The following is a 16,880-nucleotide window of genomic DNA, read 5'->3' on the forward strand; positions in this document are numbered from 1 at the left end:
TTTGAATATAACAGTTGTATTTTTCTTGGGACTGATTTTTGCGCTTGTTGGTGTAATTCCTCCAGGATTATTAAATATGACTGCAGCAAAAATTAGCTTAAAGGAAGGGCACTCTAGAGGTATTATTTTTTCAGTTGGAGCTTGTGTTGTAGTTTTTTTACAAACTTATATAGCTGCAATGTTTGCACGTTATCTAAGCAATCATCAAGATGTGGTTGATATCTTACAACGTGTTGCCTTTGTTATTTTTGTGCTAATCTCCATTTACTTTTTACTCATTGCTAAAACCAATTCTAAACCAGATTTAGAAGAAAATAGCAAGAGCAAACACAGTCGTTTTTTTCAAGGTATGTTCATGTCTGCATTAAATGTGTTCCCAATACCTTATCAAGCCTATATGACAGTAACTTTGGCGTCTTTTGATTTGTTAACTTTTGAAAGAACAAGTATTATTTCGTACGTGTCTGGAGCAGCTATGGGAACCTTTGTGATGCTGTATGTGTACATTTTCTTTTTTGATAAAATCAAGAATAAGCAGTTTACGTCTCAAAAAAATATGAACTACATTATAGGGTCAATTACTGGTTTAATTGCTGGAGTAACATTGATTAATATTTTAATGGAAGCATGAAACCAGAAACCTTAAGTTTTTTTGATAAAGTTTATGAGGTAGCCAAATTAATACCCTATGGAAGAGTTACAAGTTATGGTGCAATTGCAAAGTATTTAGGAGCTCCTCGCAGTTCAAGAATGGTTGGTTATGCCATGAACGGTTCTTCAGGAAAAGATGTGCCTGCACACAGAGTGGTAAATAGAAATGGTTTGCTTACAGGTAAGCATCATTTTGATGGTACAAATTTAATGCAGCAACTATTGGAAAGTGAAGGTGTAAAAGTTAAAGATAATCAAGTGCAAGATTTTAAAAAACTGTTTTGGGATCCTGCTGAATTACTCTAGTTACTTTTCCATTTTTATGAAAATAGTTTACCATAGAAATCAATAATGGTACTATAATAAAACTTCAAGCTCCGTGCTTCTGTCTTCCATCTTTATTAATTATATTTGCATTTTAGAACTAATCTAAATTATTGATTTTGAAGCTTAATAAACAAGATATATTAAAAGCCTTAGAAACCATTACAGTTCCTGGTGAAGGACAAAATATGGTTGAGAGTGGAGCAGTTACCAATGTTGTTACTTTTGGTGACGAAGTAGTTGTTGATGTTACCATTAAAAACCCAAGTTTACAGGCAAAAAAGAAGACCGAAGTTGAAATAATGAAGGCTATTCATAATGAAGTCTACGAAAAAGCCAAAGTAAAAGTAAATGTTAAGGTAAATGCACCAGCTGCACCAAAAAACGAAATAAAGGGAAAACCAATTCCTGGTATTCAAAATATAGTTGCTGTTGCTTCTGGAAAAGGAGGCGTAGGAAAATCTACAGTAACAGCAAATCTAGGAGCTACTTTAGCAAAAATGGGCTTTAAGGTTGGTATTTTAGATGCTGATATTTATGGGCCTTCAATTCCTATAATGTATGATGTAGAGTTTGAAAGACCTATTTCGGTTAATGTAGGAGGAAAGTCTAAAATGAAACCAGTAGAAAGCTATGGTGTTAAAATTTTATCTATAGGCTTTTTTACTAAACCAGACCAAGCAGTAATTTGGCGAGGACCAATGGCAGCAAAGGCATTAAACCAAATGATTTTTGATGCAGATTGGGGAGAATTAGATTTCTTATTAATCGATTTGCCTCCAGGAACAGGAGACATTCACCTAAGTATTATGCAATCGCTTCCTATAACAGGAGCAGTAGTAGTAAGTACGCCTCAGCAAGTAGCTTTAGCCGATGCTAAAAAAGGAGTAGCTATGTTTCAGCAAGAGTCTATCAATGTACCAGTACTTGGTATAATTGAGAATATGGCTTATTTTACTCCAGAGGAATTACCAGATAATAAATATTTTATCTTTGGAAAAGAAGGTGCTAAAAACCTTTCAGAAGATTTAGAAGTACCTTTCTTAGGCGAAATTCCTTTAATACAAAGTATAAGAGAAGCAGGAGATGTTGGTCGTCCTGCTGCGCTTCAAACAGCAACACCATTAGAAGCTGCTTTTGAAAAGTTAACTCAAAATGTTGTGCAAGAAGTAGTAAGACGTAACGATGCCTTACCACCAACCGAAGCAATTAAAATAACAACAATGGCTGGTTGTTCAGCAGTAAAGAAATAACAGAAGATGAGTTCAGAAGAATTAAAACGTAATATTGAAAAAGCGCTAGACGAAATTCGTCCTTTCTTACAAAGTGATGGAGGCGATATTTCATTACTTTCAATAGAAGATGATAAGTTAGTGAAAGTTCAGTTGCAAGGTGCTTGTGTTGGCTGTAGCGTTAATCAAATGACCTTAAAGTCTGGTGTGGAAATGACTATTAAAAAGTACGCGCCTCAAATAGAAAAGGTTATTAATATTGAAGCTTAATATTTATTAAGCTGAAGGCTCATCAAGGTTTTTCAAAATGCTGGAACTAGCCTGTTTTTTAATGACATTTATCATAAATCTTTATAAAAACAGTATATAATTTTGATGTAGTACATTAAACAATTTCTAAATTAAAGAGACACCCACTTTTGTGGGCTTTATTATGATTAAAACAGATATACTTATTATTGGTGCAGGACCAACAGGGTTGTTTACTGTTTTTGAAGCAGGATTATTAAAATTAAAATGCCATTTAATTGATGCATTACCACAACCTGGTGGACAATGCTCTGAAATTTATCCTAAAAAACCAATCTACGATATACCAGCTTATCCTGAAATTTTAGCAGGAGATCTTACAGAAAAACTCTTAGAACAAGGTAAACAGTTTGAACCTGGTTTTACTTTAGGAGAACGTGCTGATACTATAGAAAAGCTAGAAGATGGAACCTTTATAGTTACGACTAATAAAGGTACAAAACATCACGCTCCTGTAGTTGCTATTGCAGGCGGATTGGGAAGTTTTGAACCAAGAAAACCAAAAATCCATAACATTCATTTGTTTGAAGATAAAGGTGTAGAGTATATGATAAAGGATCCTGAAGTCTACAGAAACAAAAAAGTTGTTATTGCTGGAGGAGGAGATTCTGCATTAGATTGGAGCATTTTTTTAACTAATATTGCTAAAGAAGTAACACTTATTCATAGAAGAAATGAGTTTAGAGGTGCTTTAGATTCAGTTGAAAAAGTACAAGAACTTAAAAATAAAGGTAAAATAAATTTAATTACTCCTGCTGAGGTAGTTGGTATTCTTGGAGAAGATCACGTTTCTGGTGTGGTTGTTGAACAAGCACAACATATCAAAAAAGAATTTGAAATTGAGTGTGATCATTTTGTGCCTTTGTTTGGATTATCTCCCAAACTTGGACCAATTGCAAATTGGGGATTAGAGATTGAAAAAAATGCAATCAAAGTTAATAATGCTTTAGACTACCAAACTAACGTTCCTGGTATTTTTGCTATTGGAGATGTAAATACTTATCCAGGAAAATTAAAGTTGATATTGTGTGGTTTTCACGAGGCAACGTTAATGTGTCAAGCAGCTTATAAAATTATAAATCCTAACAAAAAATATGTTTTAAAATATACTACTGTTAGTGGTATTGATGGTTTTGACGGAACACGTAAAGAAGCACCTAAAGCTGTAGTAAAAGCAATTGAATAATGGAACAGGACATTAAAATAACAATAATTGATCGTGATGGTGAAGCTCACGAAATTGATGCTCCAACTGATATGGCTATGAACCTTATGGAAGTAGTTCGTAGTTATGAACTAGCTCCCGAAGGAACCATAGGAGTTTGTGGCGGAATGGCTATGTGTGCATCATGCCAATGCTATGTGTTATCTGATCATGAACTTCCTGAAATGCAAGACGACGAAGAAGCTATGCTTAGCGAAGCGTTTGATGTACAAGAAAACAGCAGATTGGGTTGTCAAATTGCTATTACACCAGAATTAGAAGGTCTAAAAGTTGAATTAGCTCCTGAGAGTTAATTTTAAGACGAAGTTTTATAATCTGCTAATTTTTGAGGACCTTCCAATAACACTCTTACAATTTTTAAAGTGCCATCATCTGTAGTGGCTATTTGCCATTTGATGAGTGAGATTTCTCCGTTTTCAATTTCAATACCTGTAATGCTTCTTGGGTGTACACAACTACCATCATTAAAAAAAGCAATATCACCAGGTTCAGGAAAACGAGGTCTATGAGTATGACCAACAACAGTAATTAAATTGTTGTTTTCTATAATCCACTTTTTGGTTCTACGTTCAACTTTTATAAGTTCTTTGTAGTTTTTTGCTGGACTTGTAGGGTCTGCAATTCCCATTACGTTTAGTGGTTTCCATAAAATACGAACCATAAACCGACTCCATCTCCAAAACAAATAGTTCCACCAATCGGCTTGATGACCATGGGTTAAAAATAGTTTTTGTCCAGTTTGGGAATGTTCTAAAACAATACCTTCATGATACTCTATGTTACAGAACAACTCAACATCTTCACCTATTTTAGGGTCAAAATAAGTGGAAAGGTGTTTTTCTACATATTTTGGATCTCTGTAAACCATGTCGTGATTTCCCCAAATCATATGCAAACGCTCTTGCTCATGAAATAACTTCATAAGCAAATACACATTTTTATGAGCATTTAAAATAGAATCAAAAGAGAGGTTTTCCCAGAGTTCATCACCATCACCAAGTTCGCAATAGCTAAAGCCTTCAGCATAATAATGTTTTAAGGCATGAAAGTAAATGTTTCGGTTGTTTGCAAAATCATCAGCAAAACTATTATCGCCTCTGTGGCAATCACTAAAAAGGATAAACTTGGACGTATCGTCAAAATAAACTTTTTTGGCGTTTTTGTAAGCTCTATCTAAGCGTTTCTTTGAAGACATTTACTGACATTTTCAACTAAAATAAGCAGAAATAAAATATTGAAACTAAAATCAGTCAATTTTTTCAATAGCAAAAGGAAGTATACGTTCTACAAATTTAGCATACGCTAATTCTGAAGGATGCAAACCATCAGAAGCTACTAATTCAGGTTGTTCTAAACCATTTCTTGTAATATCTGTTATGTATACAAATGTAATGTCTTGTGATTGACAGTAGCTTTCAGCAAAATCATTATACATATCAATTTCTTGAGAAATTGTGTCAGAATTTCCCGTGTTTTGACCAAAAGGTGTATAGGCATAATCAGGAATCGAAACCACTATTACTTTGTCCTTATTACCATTAGCGGCAGTTATAGCAGTTTGAACCAATTCAGGAAATTCAGTTTCATAAACTGAAAATGGAATGTTTTGATATTGATTATTTACACCAATTAATAAGGTTACTAGGTCGTAGTTAGAAGAAATCCCTTGGTTATCAATTGCGTTTTTAAGATTAGCAGTTGTCCATCCAGTTTGAGCTATAACATTAAGGTCAATTGTATAAAAGGTATCAGCACTAAGCTTGGTTTTAAGTTGCTCAGGAAATTTGCAGGTCGCACAAACACTCTGTCCTATAGTGTAACTGTCTCCTAATGACAATAGGCTTCTAATTTCATCAACAGGAATGTTTTCGTTATTAGTGTTATTCTGATTTGCAATAAAATTATCATTTGCACCACAGGAAAGCAGTGTAAGGAAAACTATAAAAATAAAGTATTGTATCTTTTTCATATCTAATCAATATACGTAAAATAGAATACAATGGTTTTAATAGCAAAAAAGCTTCTCTAAATAATAAAGAAGCTTTTTTTATATTTATTAGAAGTTAGTTGTTTTTACTTAAAGGCATTTAATCCTGTAACATCTAATCCTGTAATTAATAAATGGATGTCATGAGTTCCTTCGTAAGTTATTACACTTTCAAGGTTCATAGAGTGACGCATGATGCTGTATTCGCCAGTAATTCCCATTCCTCCTAGCATTTGTCTTGCTTCTCTAGCAATATTGATAGCCATATCTACATTGTTACGTTTTGCCATAGAAATTTGAGCAGAAGTAGCTTTGCCTTCATTTCTTAGTACTCCTAAACGCCATGTTAATAATTGTGCTTTAGTGATTTCGGTAATCATTTCAGCTAATTTTTTCTGCTGTAATTGAAATTGGCCAATAGGTTTACCAAATTGTTTACGTTCTTTGCTGTAACGTAAAGCTGTATCATAACAGTCCATAGCTGCACCAATTGCTCCCCAAGCAATACCATATCTTGCAGAATCTAAGCAGCCAAGTGGAGCTCCCAATCCTGATTTGTTAGGTAACAAGTTTTCTTTAGGTACTTTTACATTGTCAAAAATTAGCTCTCCAGTAGCTGATGCTCTCAATGACCATTTGTTGTGGGTTTCAGGAGTTGAAAATCCTTCCATACCACGTTCAACAATTAAACCATGGATTCGTCCTTCTTCATTTTTAGCCCAAACTACTGCCACTTGCGCAAAAGGCGCATTGCTTATCCACATTTTAGCACCATTTAAAAGATAGTGGTCTCCCATATCTTTAAAATTAGTAACCATTCCTCCTGGGTTACTACCATGGTCAGGTTCGGTTAAACCAAAACAACCCATCCATTCGCCACTTGCAAGCTTTGGTAAGTATTTTTTACGTTGTTCTTCGTTTCCATATTTCCAAATAGGATACATTACTAAAGACGATTGTACTGATGCAGTACTACGAACACCAGAGTCTCCTCTTTCAATTTCTTGCATAATTAAACCATAAGAAATTTGGTCTAATCCAGCACCTCCATATTCTTCAGGAATGTATGGTCCAAAAGCACCAATTTCAGCTAGTCCACCAATAATTTGGCTAGGAAATTCTGCTTTTTGAGCATAGTCTTCAATAATTGGAGACACATCGCGCTTTACCCAATCACGAGCAGCATCTCTTACTAATTTATGTTCGTCGGTTAAAAGCTCGTCTAAGTTGTAATAATCTGGAGCTTGGAATAAATCTGGCTTCATTTGTATGTTTTAGTTGTTCAGTAGTCGAGATTTAGTTTTTAATCTAGACTCGAAACAAAAATAACGAAAACGTTTTCAGTGCACAATTATAAATTACATTTTCAAGTAAAAATCTTTGGTTAAATCAATGTACTCTTTTGTATAATTATGTCTTTCGGTTTCAATGATTAGATTTGAAGATGTAACTGCTTCTTCTATGAATGAAAACTGAATTAAACTTCGCTTTATAGGAGTATTTTCAGTTCCTTTTACATGCAATATTCTATTTGGAAACAAAGAAAAATCAGATGCTAATTGTATGAAGTTTTGCTCTTCTTTGTAAGGAATTATCACTGAAAACAAACCGTTTTCAGATAGTAGTTTTGAGGCGCATTGCAATAAATGCTGAAAAGGCATTGCATCTTGAAATCTTGCTAAATCGCGTTCTGGGATATTGGTTTTGGAATCTTCTGAGTAAAAAGGAGGATTGGAGATAATTAAATCATATTGGTCGTCAATTTCATCAGTAAATTCATCTAATGAAGCGTGGTAACAGAACAATCGGTCTCCCCAAGGCGATTGCTCAAAATTCTCTACGCATTGTTCATAAGCATCACTATCAATCTCCAAGGCATCAATTAATTCGGCATTGGAGCGTTGTGCCAGCATTAAAGAGAGTACACCTGTGCCTGCACCAATATCTAAAACAGAAAATGGGTTATGGTCAAGGCTTGCCCAAGCACCAAGCAAAACACTGTCAGTGCCTATTTTCATGGCACAACGGTCTTGATTTACTGTGAATTGCTTAAACTGAAAAGGCTTATTCATTTAAATATAAGTCTATAAGCCCTTCAGGAGTTTCAACAAAAATGGTTTTATTCGCTTTGTCTACTTTAGAAATAAACTCATCATTCATAGGTATTAAAATTTCTGTGCCTTCTCTGTCAATTTCAAAAAGTGCTTGTGCTGTAGAGTCGTTTACTGATGTTACAGTACCAACAAAACCAAAATTGGCATCTTCAACCTTGAAACCAACAATTTCATGAAAATAAAACTTGTTGCCTTCTAGTTTTGGTAGGAATTCTAGAGGAAGGTAAACACCGCTTTTTATAAGGCTGTCGGCATCTTCTTCAGTGTCGACGTCTTCAAATTTTACACGCAACAAATCAGATTTATGTAATTGTGAGGTTTCAATAAAAAAAGGGACAAGGTTATTGCGTAAATCAATAAACAGCGCGTCTAAATTTTCATACAGCTCAGGTTCGTCAGTATCTAATTTGATAAGAAGTTCTCCTTTGAAGCTATATTTTTTAACAATTTTACCTAGATAAAAACAGTCTTTTTTTTGCATGTTGTCTGTTCGAACGCAGTCGAGAACTATAAAAAAGTGTCAGTTTAATTACATCTCGACTGCGCTCGATGTGACACTTAAGAATAAAAAAAACCCAGACGATTACTGTCTGGGTTCAAAGGTATAAAATAAAAATTTTTTACTCTTCTTCGTTGTTAGCAGTAGCTTCTACTTCAGCATCAGCCTCTTCAGTAGCTTCTTCAACAACAGGTGCAGCCGCAGCAATTCTTGCTTCGTTTACTGCTTTTTCAGCTTCAAGAGCTTTAGCTTTAGCGTCAGCATCAGCTTTTGCTAAACCATCAGCCTTAGTTTGTACTTTAGAAGCTTTTTCTTCTAACCAAGCATTGAATTTAGCTTCTGCTTGCTCTTCAGTTAAAGCACCTTTTCTAACACCACCTGCAAGATGATTTTTTAATAAAGCACCTTTATAAGATAAAATTGCTTTAGCAGTATCAGTTGGTTGTGCACCATTCTGTAACCAAGTTACTGCTCCATCAACATCTAATTCAATAGTTGCTGGATTAGTGTTTGGGTTGTAAGATCCTATTTTTTCTAGGTATCTACCATCTCTTTTTGATCTAGCATCAGCTGCTACGATCCAGTAATAAGGTTTTCCTTTTTTACCGTGTCTCTGTAATCTAATTTTTACTGGCATATAAATTAATTAGTGAGGTTCTCGACCTCGATTATTAATAAGTGCGCAAAGATACTACATTTTTTTTATTTACAACATTTTATTATAAATTAAGCTAATTTGAAATTTTATTATACTTTTGGAAATCATTAAACGTTATTTTAATTGCGCAAACAATCATTAAAATAAGAAACCTATTATAAAATGAAGAGATTAGCCTTAATTCTATTTACTTTTCTGTCAGTACTAAGTTGTGGCGACGAAATCGAGTTTAATTCACCTGCAGTACAAGGAAATAAAGATGGTGAATTATGGAGAGCAGTATATTATTCGGCTGATATTGATTTTGGAGGATTTATAATAGAAGGAGGTAATAATTTTGAAACTATACAGCTTATCACAACAAATGATACTGCTGGTACATACAATTTAGGTGATGGAAGTGGTAATGAGGCTACTTTTACTAATTCTCAAGGAGTGGTTTATTCTACAAACAACGAACCAGACCCTAGTGTTTCTATTTATCCTAATGAAGGGCAAATAATAGTGGAGCACGTAGATAATGATGCTGATCCTAAAACTATTTCAGGAAAGTTTTGGTTTTATGCTTTTACAGCTGATGGAATGAATACTGTTAATTTTAACGAAGGTCATTTTTATAAAGTGCCATTAGTTGGAGGTTTAGTAACAGTTGGTTCAGGATGTTTGCAAGCAACAGAAGCTACAGCTAATGCGGCTCAAACTTATATAGCTACAGATACTACTGCTCCAGAATATACAGATGTTTGTAATGCTTATAAAGATGCTTTAACAGCTCAAATTGATGCTTGTGGAGATACCACAGGAGCTTTGCAAGCTCTTATAGATTCGTTAGGTGATTGTACACCTTAATTAATCAATAAAATAATACAAAAAACGCAACCTATTAGGTTGCGTTTTTTGTTTACAACTGTTTATAACTTTCGGTCAAAAAACTAATAATTATTCTTAATTTTAACCTTCTTATTTTTCAAGATAAAACCATTTTATGTACTTAATTTTTGATACCGAAACAACCGGATTACCAAAGCGTTGGGATGCGCCTATTAGCGATATCGATAACTGGCCAAGAGCTATTCAAATTGCTTGGCAGTTGCATGATGCGCTTGGTAATTGTATTGAGCATCAAGATTATTTAATAAAGCCTGAAGGGTTTAATATACCTTATGATGCCGAGAAAATTCACGGTATTTCTACCGAATTAGCAGAGGAACAAGGTGTCTCTTTATCTGAAGTTCTTGAGAAATTTAATGAAGCATTAAATAAAACCAGGTTTATAGTTGGTCAAAATGTTGGCTTTGATGTCAACATTATGGGTGCCGAATTTTACAGAGGCGATGTTGCAAATAAATTGCAAGAATTACCAGTGCTTGATACTTGTACCGAGCATACAGCGCAACTTTGCCAAATTCCTGGTGGTCGTGGTGGAAAATTTAAGTTACCAACCTTAACCGAGTTGCACGAATTTCTATTCAACAAACCTTTTGCTGAAGCACATAACGCAACAGCCGATGTTGAAGCAACAACACGTTGCTTTTTTGAATTAATTCGTCGTGAAGAATACACGGTTGAGCAATTAGACGTTCAGCCTGATTATTTTCAGAAATTTTCTGAAGCTAATCCGCAGGAAATTCAACTTATCGGATTAAAGCACATCAATCTAAAACGCGAAAGTGCTAAAATTCGTGAGCGTCTTCAAAAACAACAAACAAGTACCATTTCAACCGAGGAAATAAAACAAAATATTTCCGATTTAGCAGAAGTTGATTTTGTACACCTTCATAATCACTCGCAATTCTCAATATTGCAGTCTACAATGAGTATTCCTGATTTAGTTTCGGCTGCTGCAACACACAATATGCCTGCAGTTGCTCTAACAGATCATGGGAATATGATGGGTGCCTTTCATTTTATAAATGCGGTAAACAATCAAAATAAAAATATTGAGGCTGCTATAAAAGCTGCCGAAGAAAAAGGAGAAACAACAGATAAGAAACTTATTAAACCCATTGTAGGTTGTGAGTTTTTTGTTTGTGAAGATCATACTGATAAGTCCAGAAAAGACAATGGTTACCAGATTGTGCTTTTGGCAAAAAATAAAAATGGGTATCATAATTTAGCAAAACTGTCTTCGCATGCCTTTGTAGATGGGTTTTATTATGTGCCTCGTATTGACAAAAAACTTATTGAACAATACAAAGAAGACATCATTGTTTTAACTGGAAACTTGTATGGGGAAGTTCCAAGCAAGGTGTTGAACATTGGTGAAAACCAAGCTGAAGAAGCCCTGATTTGGTGGAAAGAACAGTTTGGAGACGATTTGTATGTTGAGATTATGCGTCATAATCAAGAAGACGAAAATCGTGTAAATGATACATTGGTGAAGTTAGCAAGAAAACATGATGTTAAGCTGGTTGCAACTAACAATACCTATTATCAAAATCAAGAAGATGCCAATGCACATGATATTTTATTGTGTGTAAAAGATGGTGAAAAACAAGCCACACCAATAGGTCGTGGACGTGGTTATCGCTATGGTTTACCAAATCAAGAATATTACTTTAAGTCTTCTGATGAAATGAAGACACTCTTCAAGGATTTACCTGATGCAATTTCTAATACGCAAGATATTCTTGATAAAATTGAAGCTTTTCAGTTAGCTCGTGATGTACTGTTACCTGCGTTTGATATTCCTGATGAATTTAAGCATGAAGAAGATTTAGTTGATGGTGGAAAACGTGGGGAAAATGCCTATTTACGACATCTGGTTTACGAAGGCGCAAAAAAGCGTTATGGCGACCCACTATCTGAAGAAGTTACAGAGCGTCTTGACTTTGAGTTAAGCGTTATTGAAAACACAGGTTATCCTGGGTATTTCTTGATTGTAGAAGATTTCATTCGCGAAGCCAGAAATATGGATGTATCGGTTGGTCCAGGACGTGGTTCGGCTGCTGGATCGGTAGCCGCGTACTGTTTATGGATTACCAATATAGATCCAATGAAGTACGACTTACTTTTTGAGCGTTTCTTAAATCCTGATCGTATTAGTATGCCTGATATTGATATTGATTTTGATGACGAAGGCCGAAGTCGTGTTATGGATTACGTAATTAAAAAATATGGTGCTAATCAAGTGGCGCAAATTATTACGTACGGAACCATGGCTGCAAAATCTTCTATTCGTGATACAGCTCGTGTATTAGATTTGCCTTTATTTGATGCTGATAGAATTGCTAAATTAATCCCAAACATGTCTAAACTAAATAAGATATTTGGTTTAGATGAAAAAGCGTTAGCAGGTAAGTTTAGATCGGAAGAATTAGAGAAAGTTAATCAGCTTTTAAATATTTCTGAAGGCTCTGATTTGGAAGCAGAAACCGTAAACACTGCGCGTGCACTTGAAGGTTCTGTTAGAAATACAGGTATACATGCTTGTGGTGTGATTATTACACCAGACGATATTACCAAATTCGTTCCGGTGTCTGTAGCCAAAGATTCCGATTTGTATGTTACCCAGTTTGATAACTCGGTTGTAGAATCGGCAGGACTTCTTAAAATGGATTTCTTGGGATTAAAAACCTTAACCCTAATTAAGGATACTGTTAAGATTGTAAAAGCAAAACACGGTATAGAACTTGACCCTGAAAGTTTTCCGTTAGATGATGAAGAAACCTATGCGTTATTCCAACGTGGTGAAACGGTTGGCGTGTTTCAGTACGAATCTCCTGGGATGCAAAAACACCTTCGCGATTTAAAGCCAACGGTGTTTGAAGATTTAATTGCGATGAACGCTTTGTATCGTCCAGGTCCAATGGAATATATTCCAAGTTTCGTTCGCAGAAAGCATGGTGATGAAGAGATTGAATATGATTTACCTGCCATGGAAGAATACCTTAAGGAAACCTATGGTATTACTGTTTATCAAGAGCAGGTAATGTTGTTATCGCAAAAACTTGCAGATTTTACCAAAGGTGAAGCCGATATGCTTCGTAAAGCCATGGGTAAAAAGCAAATTGCGGTACTAGATAAAATGAAACCGAAATTTATTGAGCAAGCTAGTGCAAATGGTCATGATGCCAAAGTACTTGAAAAAGTTTGGAAAGACTGGGAAGCTTTTGCAAGTTATGCCTTCAATAAATCGCATTCAACATGTTATGCGTGGATTGCTTATCAAACGGCTTATTTAAAAGCACATTATCCTGCCGAATATATGGCTGCGGTACTTTCAAATAACATGAATGATATTAAATCGGTTACCTTTTTTATGGAAGAATGTAAGCGAATGAAATTGAATGTACTTGGACCAGATATAAACGAAAGTTATTATAAGTTTTCGGTAAACCAAGACAACGCGGTACGTTTTGGTATGGGAGCCATCAAAGGTGTTGGTCATGGAGCGGTAATGACTATTGTTGAAAACCGAAAAAAAGATGGTCATTATAAATCTATTTTTGATTTTGCTAAACGTATAGATTTGCGTGCTGCCAATAAAAAAGCTTTTGAAAACCTAGCGCTTGCTGGTGGTTTTGATTGTTTTAACTCAACGCATCGTGCGCAATATTTTCATGATGAAGGAGATGGTATTACCTTTTTAGAAAAAGCTATAAAATATGGTGCAAAGCATCAAGAAAATGAAAACTCTGCACAAGTAAGTTTGTTTGGAGAAGCAAGTGATGTGCAAATAGCTGAACCACAAGTGCCGCCTTGTGAAGAATGGGGAACCATGGAAAAATTGGCAAGAGAGAAAGAGGTTGTTGGTATTTATATTTCAGGGCATCCTTTAGATGATTTTAAAATAGAAATGAAAACTTTTAGTAATGCCAATTTATCATTGCTTAGAGATTTAGAACCTTATATAAACAGGGAACTATCTTTTGGAGGTGTGGTGACTGATGTTCAACATCGTGTGAGCAAGCAAGGTAAAGGTTGGGCAGCTTTTACGGTTGAAGATTATGACGATAGTTTTGAATTTAGAATATTTGGTGAAGAATATTTAAAGTTTAGGCATTTCTTGGTCAAGAATTCATTTGTGTTTGTAAAGATATTTATTCGCGAAGGTTGGGTCAATAAAACTACAGGTATTAAAGGCGAACCTAGAATACAGTTTAATAATTTTCAGTTACTGCATGATGTTATGGATGCTTATGCAAAAAAACTATCTATTCAGTTGCATATAAATGACTTGCAGGAACAACGTATAGCTATTTTAAAAGACTTATTTCACACGCATCCTGGAGATCAAATGCTTAATTTTGTGGTGTATGATAATGATGAGCAGATAAAATTAACGATGCCAAGTCGAAAACAGAAAATAAAAATATCTCAAGACTTATTAGATAAACTAGAAAGCAATGATGTATTCTATAAATTGAATTGATAGTAGCATTTACGCAAAGGATTGAACGGTGTGTTTGAGCTCCTCAAAGAGAGCGAGTGGTTAATATTTATATTCGCGAATTCCGAAGAAATAGAAATACATGAATAAAGTATGGTTTATGCGCCTAAGAAAAAGTAGCTAATAACCTGAAACAATGCGTATATAAACAAAACAAATTGTTATGCTGTAAGTTTTGGCAAAATTTTTGACTAATATTGCATATAAAATTGAAGTAAAACACATTTAAATAAAAGATTATGGCATTAGAAATAACAGATGCAACGTTTGAAGAAACTGTATTAAAAAGTGATAAACCAGTAATGGTAGATTTTTGGGCTGCTTGGTGTGGACCATGTAGAATGGTTGGACCAATCATTGATGAAATTAGCAACGAATATGAAGGTAAAGCTGTTGTAGGTAAGGTAGATGTTGATGCTAACCAAGAGTTTGCTGCAAAATATGGAGTGCGTAATATACCAACTGTTTTAGTATTTCAAAATGGAGAGGTAGTAGGACGTCAAGTAGGTGTAGCTCAAAAAAGTGCATATACTGAAGCGATTGATTCGCTTTTATAAGATACTTTCTAAAAGAAAAGATAAAAGGTTTGCTATAACAGCAAACCTTTTTTTATTTTAGATGAAAATTAATATACACATGAGCAAAGTAATAAAAACCCAAGATTTAATAGATAATAAATTATTAGAAGACCGTAAAGTGTTTCTTTGGGGTCAAGTTGATGATAAGTCGGCAAAACATGTTATTGATAGATTACTGTATTTGGATGCATTAGAAACTAAAGACATTCAATTATACATAAATAGTCCTGGAGGTTATGTGACTTCTGGTTTTTCGATATACGATTGTATAAAATCTTTAAATAGCGATGTGTCGACAATTTGTACTGGTTTAGCAGCCTCTATGGGTTCTATATTATTATCTGTAGGAGCAAAAGGGAAACGTTTTATTCAACCACATGCAAGAGTAATGATTCATCAACCTAGTGGTGGAGCTAGAGGTCAAGCTAGTGATATTGAAATTACAGCTCAAGAAATTTTGAAAACAAAAGAGCTTAGTGCTCAAATTTTGGCTGATAACTGTGGGCATGATTTTGATAAGGTAATGAAAGACTTTAATAGAGATCATTGGATGGGAGCGGAAGAGTCTGTTGCTTATGGAATTGTAGATAGAATAATTTAGTAGTTGATGGATCTTCAACAGGAACTTAATAAAACAGGAGGATTTAAAAATCTAGAGCTACTCGCAAAGCAAGTAGTTGAAGGATTTATTGCAGGTATGCATAAGAGTCCGTTTCATGGGTTTTCTGCTGAATTTGCTGAACATAAAATTTACAACCAAGGAGAAAGTACTAAGCATATTGATTGGAAGTTGTATGCGAAAACAGATAAGCTTTTTACAAAGCGCTACGACGAGGAAACCAATTTAAGGTGTCATTTAATTGTTGATAATAGTAGCTCTATGCATTTTCCTAAACTATCTTCGTTTTCCATAGATAGTCTTAACAAAATTGCATTTTCTGCATTAGCATCAGCATCTTTAATGCATATTTTAAAAAAGCAACGAGATGCAGTAGGGTTAAGCATTTATAGTGATGCCTATGATTATTATGCTCCAGAAAAAGGAAGCGAACGTCACCATCAAATGTTATTGCATCAGTTGAGTGATATGGTCAACTCTAGACCGTTAAATAAACAAACAGAAACCTATACGTATTTGCATCAAATAGCAGAAAAGATTCATAGGCGTTCTTTGATTTTCTTTTTTACTGATATGTTTCAAGCTTCTACAGATGAGGTTAAGCTGTTTGAAGCTTTAAGACATTTAAAACATAACAAGCATGAAGTTGTGTTGTTTCATATATTTGATGGAGAAAAGGAGCTTAAGTTTGATTTTGACAACACACCTAAGCGATTTATAGATGTAGAAACAGGAGAATATATCAATTTATATCCTGATTCGATAAAAGACGAGTATGAAACTTCAGTAAAAAAATATTTTAATGATATTCGATTGAAATGTGGACAATATCAGATAAAATATGTTGAAGCAGACATAAATAAGGATTTTGATAAAATCCTAACAACGTACATGATAGAGCGACATAGATTTGCTTAATTGAAATTTTTTTAAAAATTTCACAAAAAATATTTGTGATATAAAAAATGGAGCGTATATTTGCAACCGCAATAAAGCAACGGTTTGGTAGTTCAGTTGGTTAGAATACCTGCCTGTCACGCAGGGGGTCGCGGGTTCGAGTCCCGTCCAGACCGCAAATATTGCTAAAGCTCCAAGAAGTTGGAGCTTTTTTTGGCAATAAGATTTAGTTGTGTTGTTTGACAGATGTTAGAGTCTGTCAATGGTAGAGATACCCAATTTAGTTGAGTATTAAACCGATGGAAAGCTTTCCTTTTTTCTTTACAGAAAATTGGGATGCTTTTTTGTTTTAAGACACTTTGTAAGTTATTTTTGAAATACAAAACGGAACTTCT

General features: G+C 34.6%; 17 protein-coding genes and 1 tRNA gene. 12 read left to right on the forward strand and 6 right to left on the reverse strand.

Annotated elements, in window-relative coordinates; all coding sequences use genetic code 11:
- Position 1: 1 nt before the first annotated feature.
- From A8975_RS02205 to A8975_RS02230, 6 genes are all read left to right on the forward strand, one after another.
- Positions 2-631 (forward strand): LysE family transporter, encoded by a 630-nt coding sequence (locus tag A8975_RS02205; RefSeq protein ID WP_134198517.1) that lies wholly within the window; start codon positions 2-4, stop codon positions 629-631.
- Positions 628-957, forward strand: coding sequence for an MGMT family protein (locus A8975_RS02210; RefSeq protein ID WP_134198518.1), 330 nt, complete (start codon positions 628-630; stop codon positions 955-957). The genes A8975_RS02205 and A8975_RS02210 overlap by 4 nt, the downstream gene beginning before the upstream one ends.
- 137 nt (positions 958-1,094) lie before the next feature.
- Positions 1,095-2,228: an Mrp/NBP35 family ATP-binding protein gene (locus A8975_RS02215; RefSeq protein ID WP_129759505.1), complete on the forward strand. Its 1,134-nt coding sequence runs from the start codon at positions 1,095-1,097 to the stop codon at positions 2,226-2,228.
- A gap of 6 nt (positions 2,229-2,234) precedes the next feature.
- A complete protein-coding gene (locus tag A8975_RS02220) occupies positions 2,235-2,477 on the forward strand; it encodes a NifU family protein (RefSeq protein WP_129759504.1) in 243 nt (80 codons plus the stop codon).
- A 163-nt stretch (positions 2,478-2,640) separates the two neighbouring features.
- Positions 2,641-3,702, forward strand: coding sequence for an NAD(P)/FAD-dependent oxidoreductase (locus A8975_RS02225; RefSeq protein WP_134198519.1), 1,062 nt, complete (start codon positions 2,641-2,643; stop codon positions 3,700-3,702).
- Positions 3,702-4,034 (forward strand): 2Fe-2S iron-sulfur cluster-binding protein, encoded by a 333-nt coding sequence (locus A8975_RS02230; RefSeq protein WP_131506161.1) that lies wholly within the window; start codon positions 3,702-3,704, stop codon positions 4,032-4,034. The genes A8975_RS02225 and A8975_RS02230 overlap by 1 nt, the downstream gene beginning before the upstream one ends.
- Positions 4,035-4,036: 2 nt before the next feature.
- Here the strand turns inward: A8975_RS02230 and A8975_RS02235 are convergent, their stop codons facing one another.
- From A8975_RS02235 to A8975_RS02260, 6 genes are all read right to left on the reverse strand, one after another.
- On the reverse strand, positions 4,037-4,936 hold the full coding sequence (locus A8975_RS02235) for a metallophosphoesterase family protein (protein WP_129759501.1): 900 nt from the start codon (positions 4,934-4,936) through the stop codon (positions 4,037-4,039).
- Between the two features lie 51 nt (positions 4,937-4,987).
- Positions 4,988-5,710, reverse strand: a complete 723-nt coding sequence (locus tag A8975_RS02240) for an SGNH/GDSL hydrolase family protein (RefSeq protein WP_134198520.1) — start codon at positions 5,708-5,710, stop codon at positions 4,988-4,990.
- A gap of 104 nt (positions 5,711-5,814) precedes the next feature.
- Positions 5,815-6,993: an acyl-CoA dehydrogenase family protein gene (locus A8975_RS02245; protein WP_134198521.1), complete on the reverse strand. Its 1,179-nt coding sequence runs from the start codon at positions 6,991-6,993 to the stop codon at positions 5,815-5,817.
- Between the two features lie 93 nt (positions 6,994-7,086).
- On the reverse strand, positions 7,087-7,800 hold the full coding sequence (locus tag A8975_RS02250) for a tRNA1(Val) (adenine(37)-N6)-methyltransferase (protein ID WP_134198522.1): 714 nt from the start codon (positions 7,798-7,800) through the stop codon (positions 7,087-7,089).
- Positions 7,793-8,323: a ribosome maturation factor RimM gene (rimM, locus tag A8975_RS02255; protein WP_131506158.1), complete on the reverse strand. Its 531-nt coding sequence runs from the start codon at positions 8,321-8,323 to the stop codon at positions 7,793-7,795. The genes A8975_RS02250 and rimM overlap by 8 nt, the downstream gene beginning before the upstream one ends.
- Before the next feature lie 139 nt (positions 8,324-8,462).
- Positions 8,463-8,978 carry a 30S ribosomal protein S16 gene (locus tag A8975_RS02260; RefSeq protein WP_134198523.1) on the reverse strand — a complete coding sequence of 172 codons (516 nt, stop codon included), beginning with the start codon at positions 8,976-8,978 and terminating at the stop codon, positions 8,463-8,465.
- Between the two features lie 183 nt (positions 8,979-9,161).
- On the opposite strand from A8975_RS02260, the gene A8975_RS02265 reads away from it, so the two are divergent.
- The 6 genes from A8975_RS02265 (at position 9,162) to A8975_RS02290 (ending at position 16,661) form a co-directional block, all read left to right on the forward strand.
- A complete protein-coding gene (locus tag A8975_RS02265) occupies positions 9,162-9,848 on the forward strand; it encodes a DUF6252 family protein (protein ID WP_131506157.1) in 687 nt (228 codons plus the stop codon).
- Between the two features lie 136 nt (positions 9,849-9,984).
- Entirely contained in the window at positions 9,985-14,373 is a 4,389-nt protein-coding gene (gene dnaE, locus A8975_RS02270; protein ID WP_134198524.1) for a DNA polymerase III subunit alpha, read from the forward strand.
- A 257-nt stretch (positions 14,374-14,630) separates the two neighbouring features.
- Positions 14,631-14,948, forward strand: a complete 318-nt coding sequence (trxA, locus tag A8975_RS02275) for a thioredoxin (RefSeq protein WP_103050957.1) — start codon at positions 14,631-14,633, stop codon at positions 14,946-14,948.
- Between the two features lie 79 nt (positions 14,949-15,027).
- Positions 15,028-15,570: a ClpP family protease gene (locus tag A8975_RS02280; protein ID WP_134198525.1), complete on the forward strand. Its 543-nt coding sequence runs from the start codon at positions 15,028-15,030 to the stop codon at positions 15,568-15,570.
- Positions 15,571-15,576: 6 nt separating this feature from the next.
- Positions 15,577-16,506, forward strand: coding sequence for a DUF58 domain-containing protein (locus A8975_RS02285; RefSeq protein WP_134198526.1), 930 nt, complete (start codon positions 15,577-15,579; stop codon positions 16,504-16,506).
- A gap of 81 nt (positions 16,507-16,587) precedes the next feature.
- Positions 16,588-16,661: transfer RNA gene (locus tag A8975_RS02290), tRNA-Asp, on the forward strand.
- Positions 16,662-16,880 lie beyond the last annotated feature (219 nt).

The organism is Meridianimaribacter flavus (assembly GCF_004366715.1).
Lineage (GTDB): Bacteria > Bacteroidota > Bacteroidia > Flavobacteriales > Flavobacteriaceae > Gaetbulibacter_B > Gaetbulibacter_B jejuensis.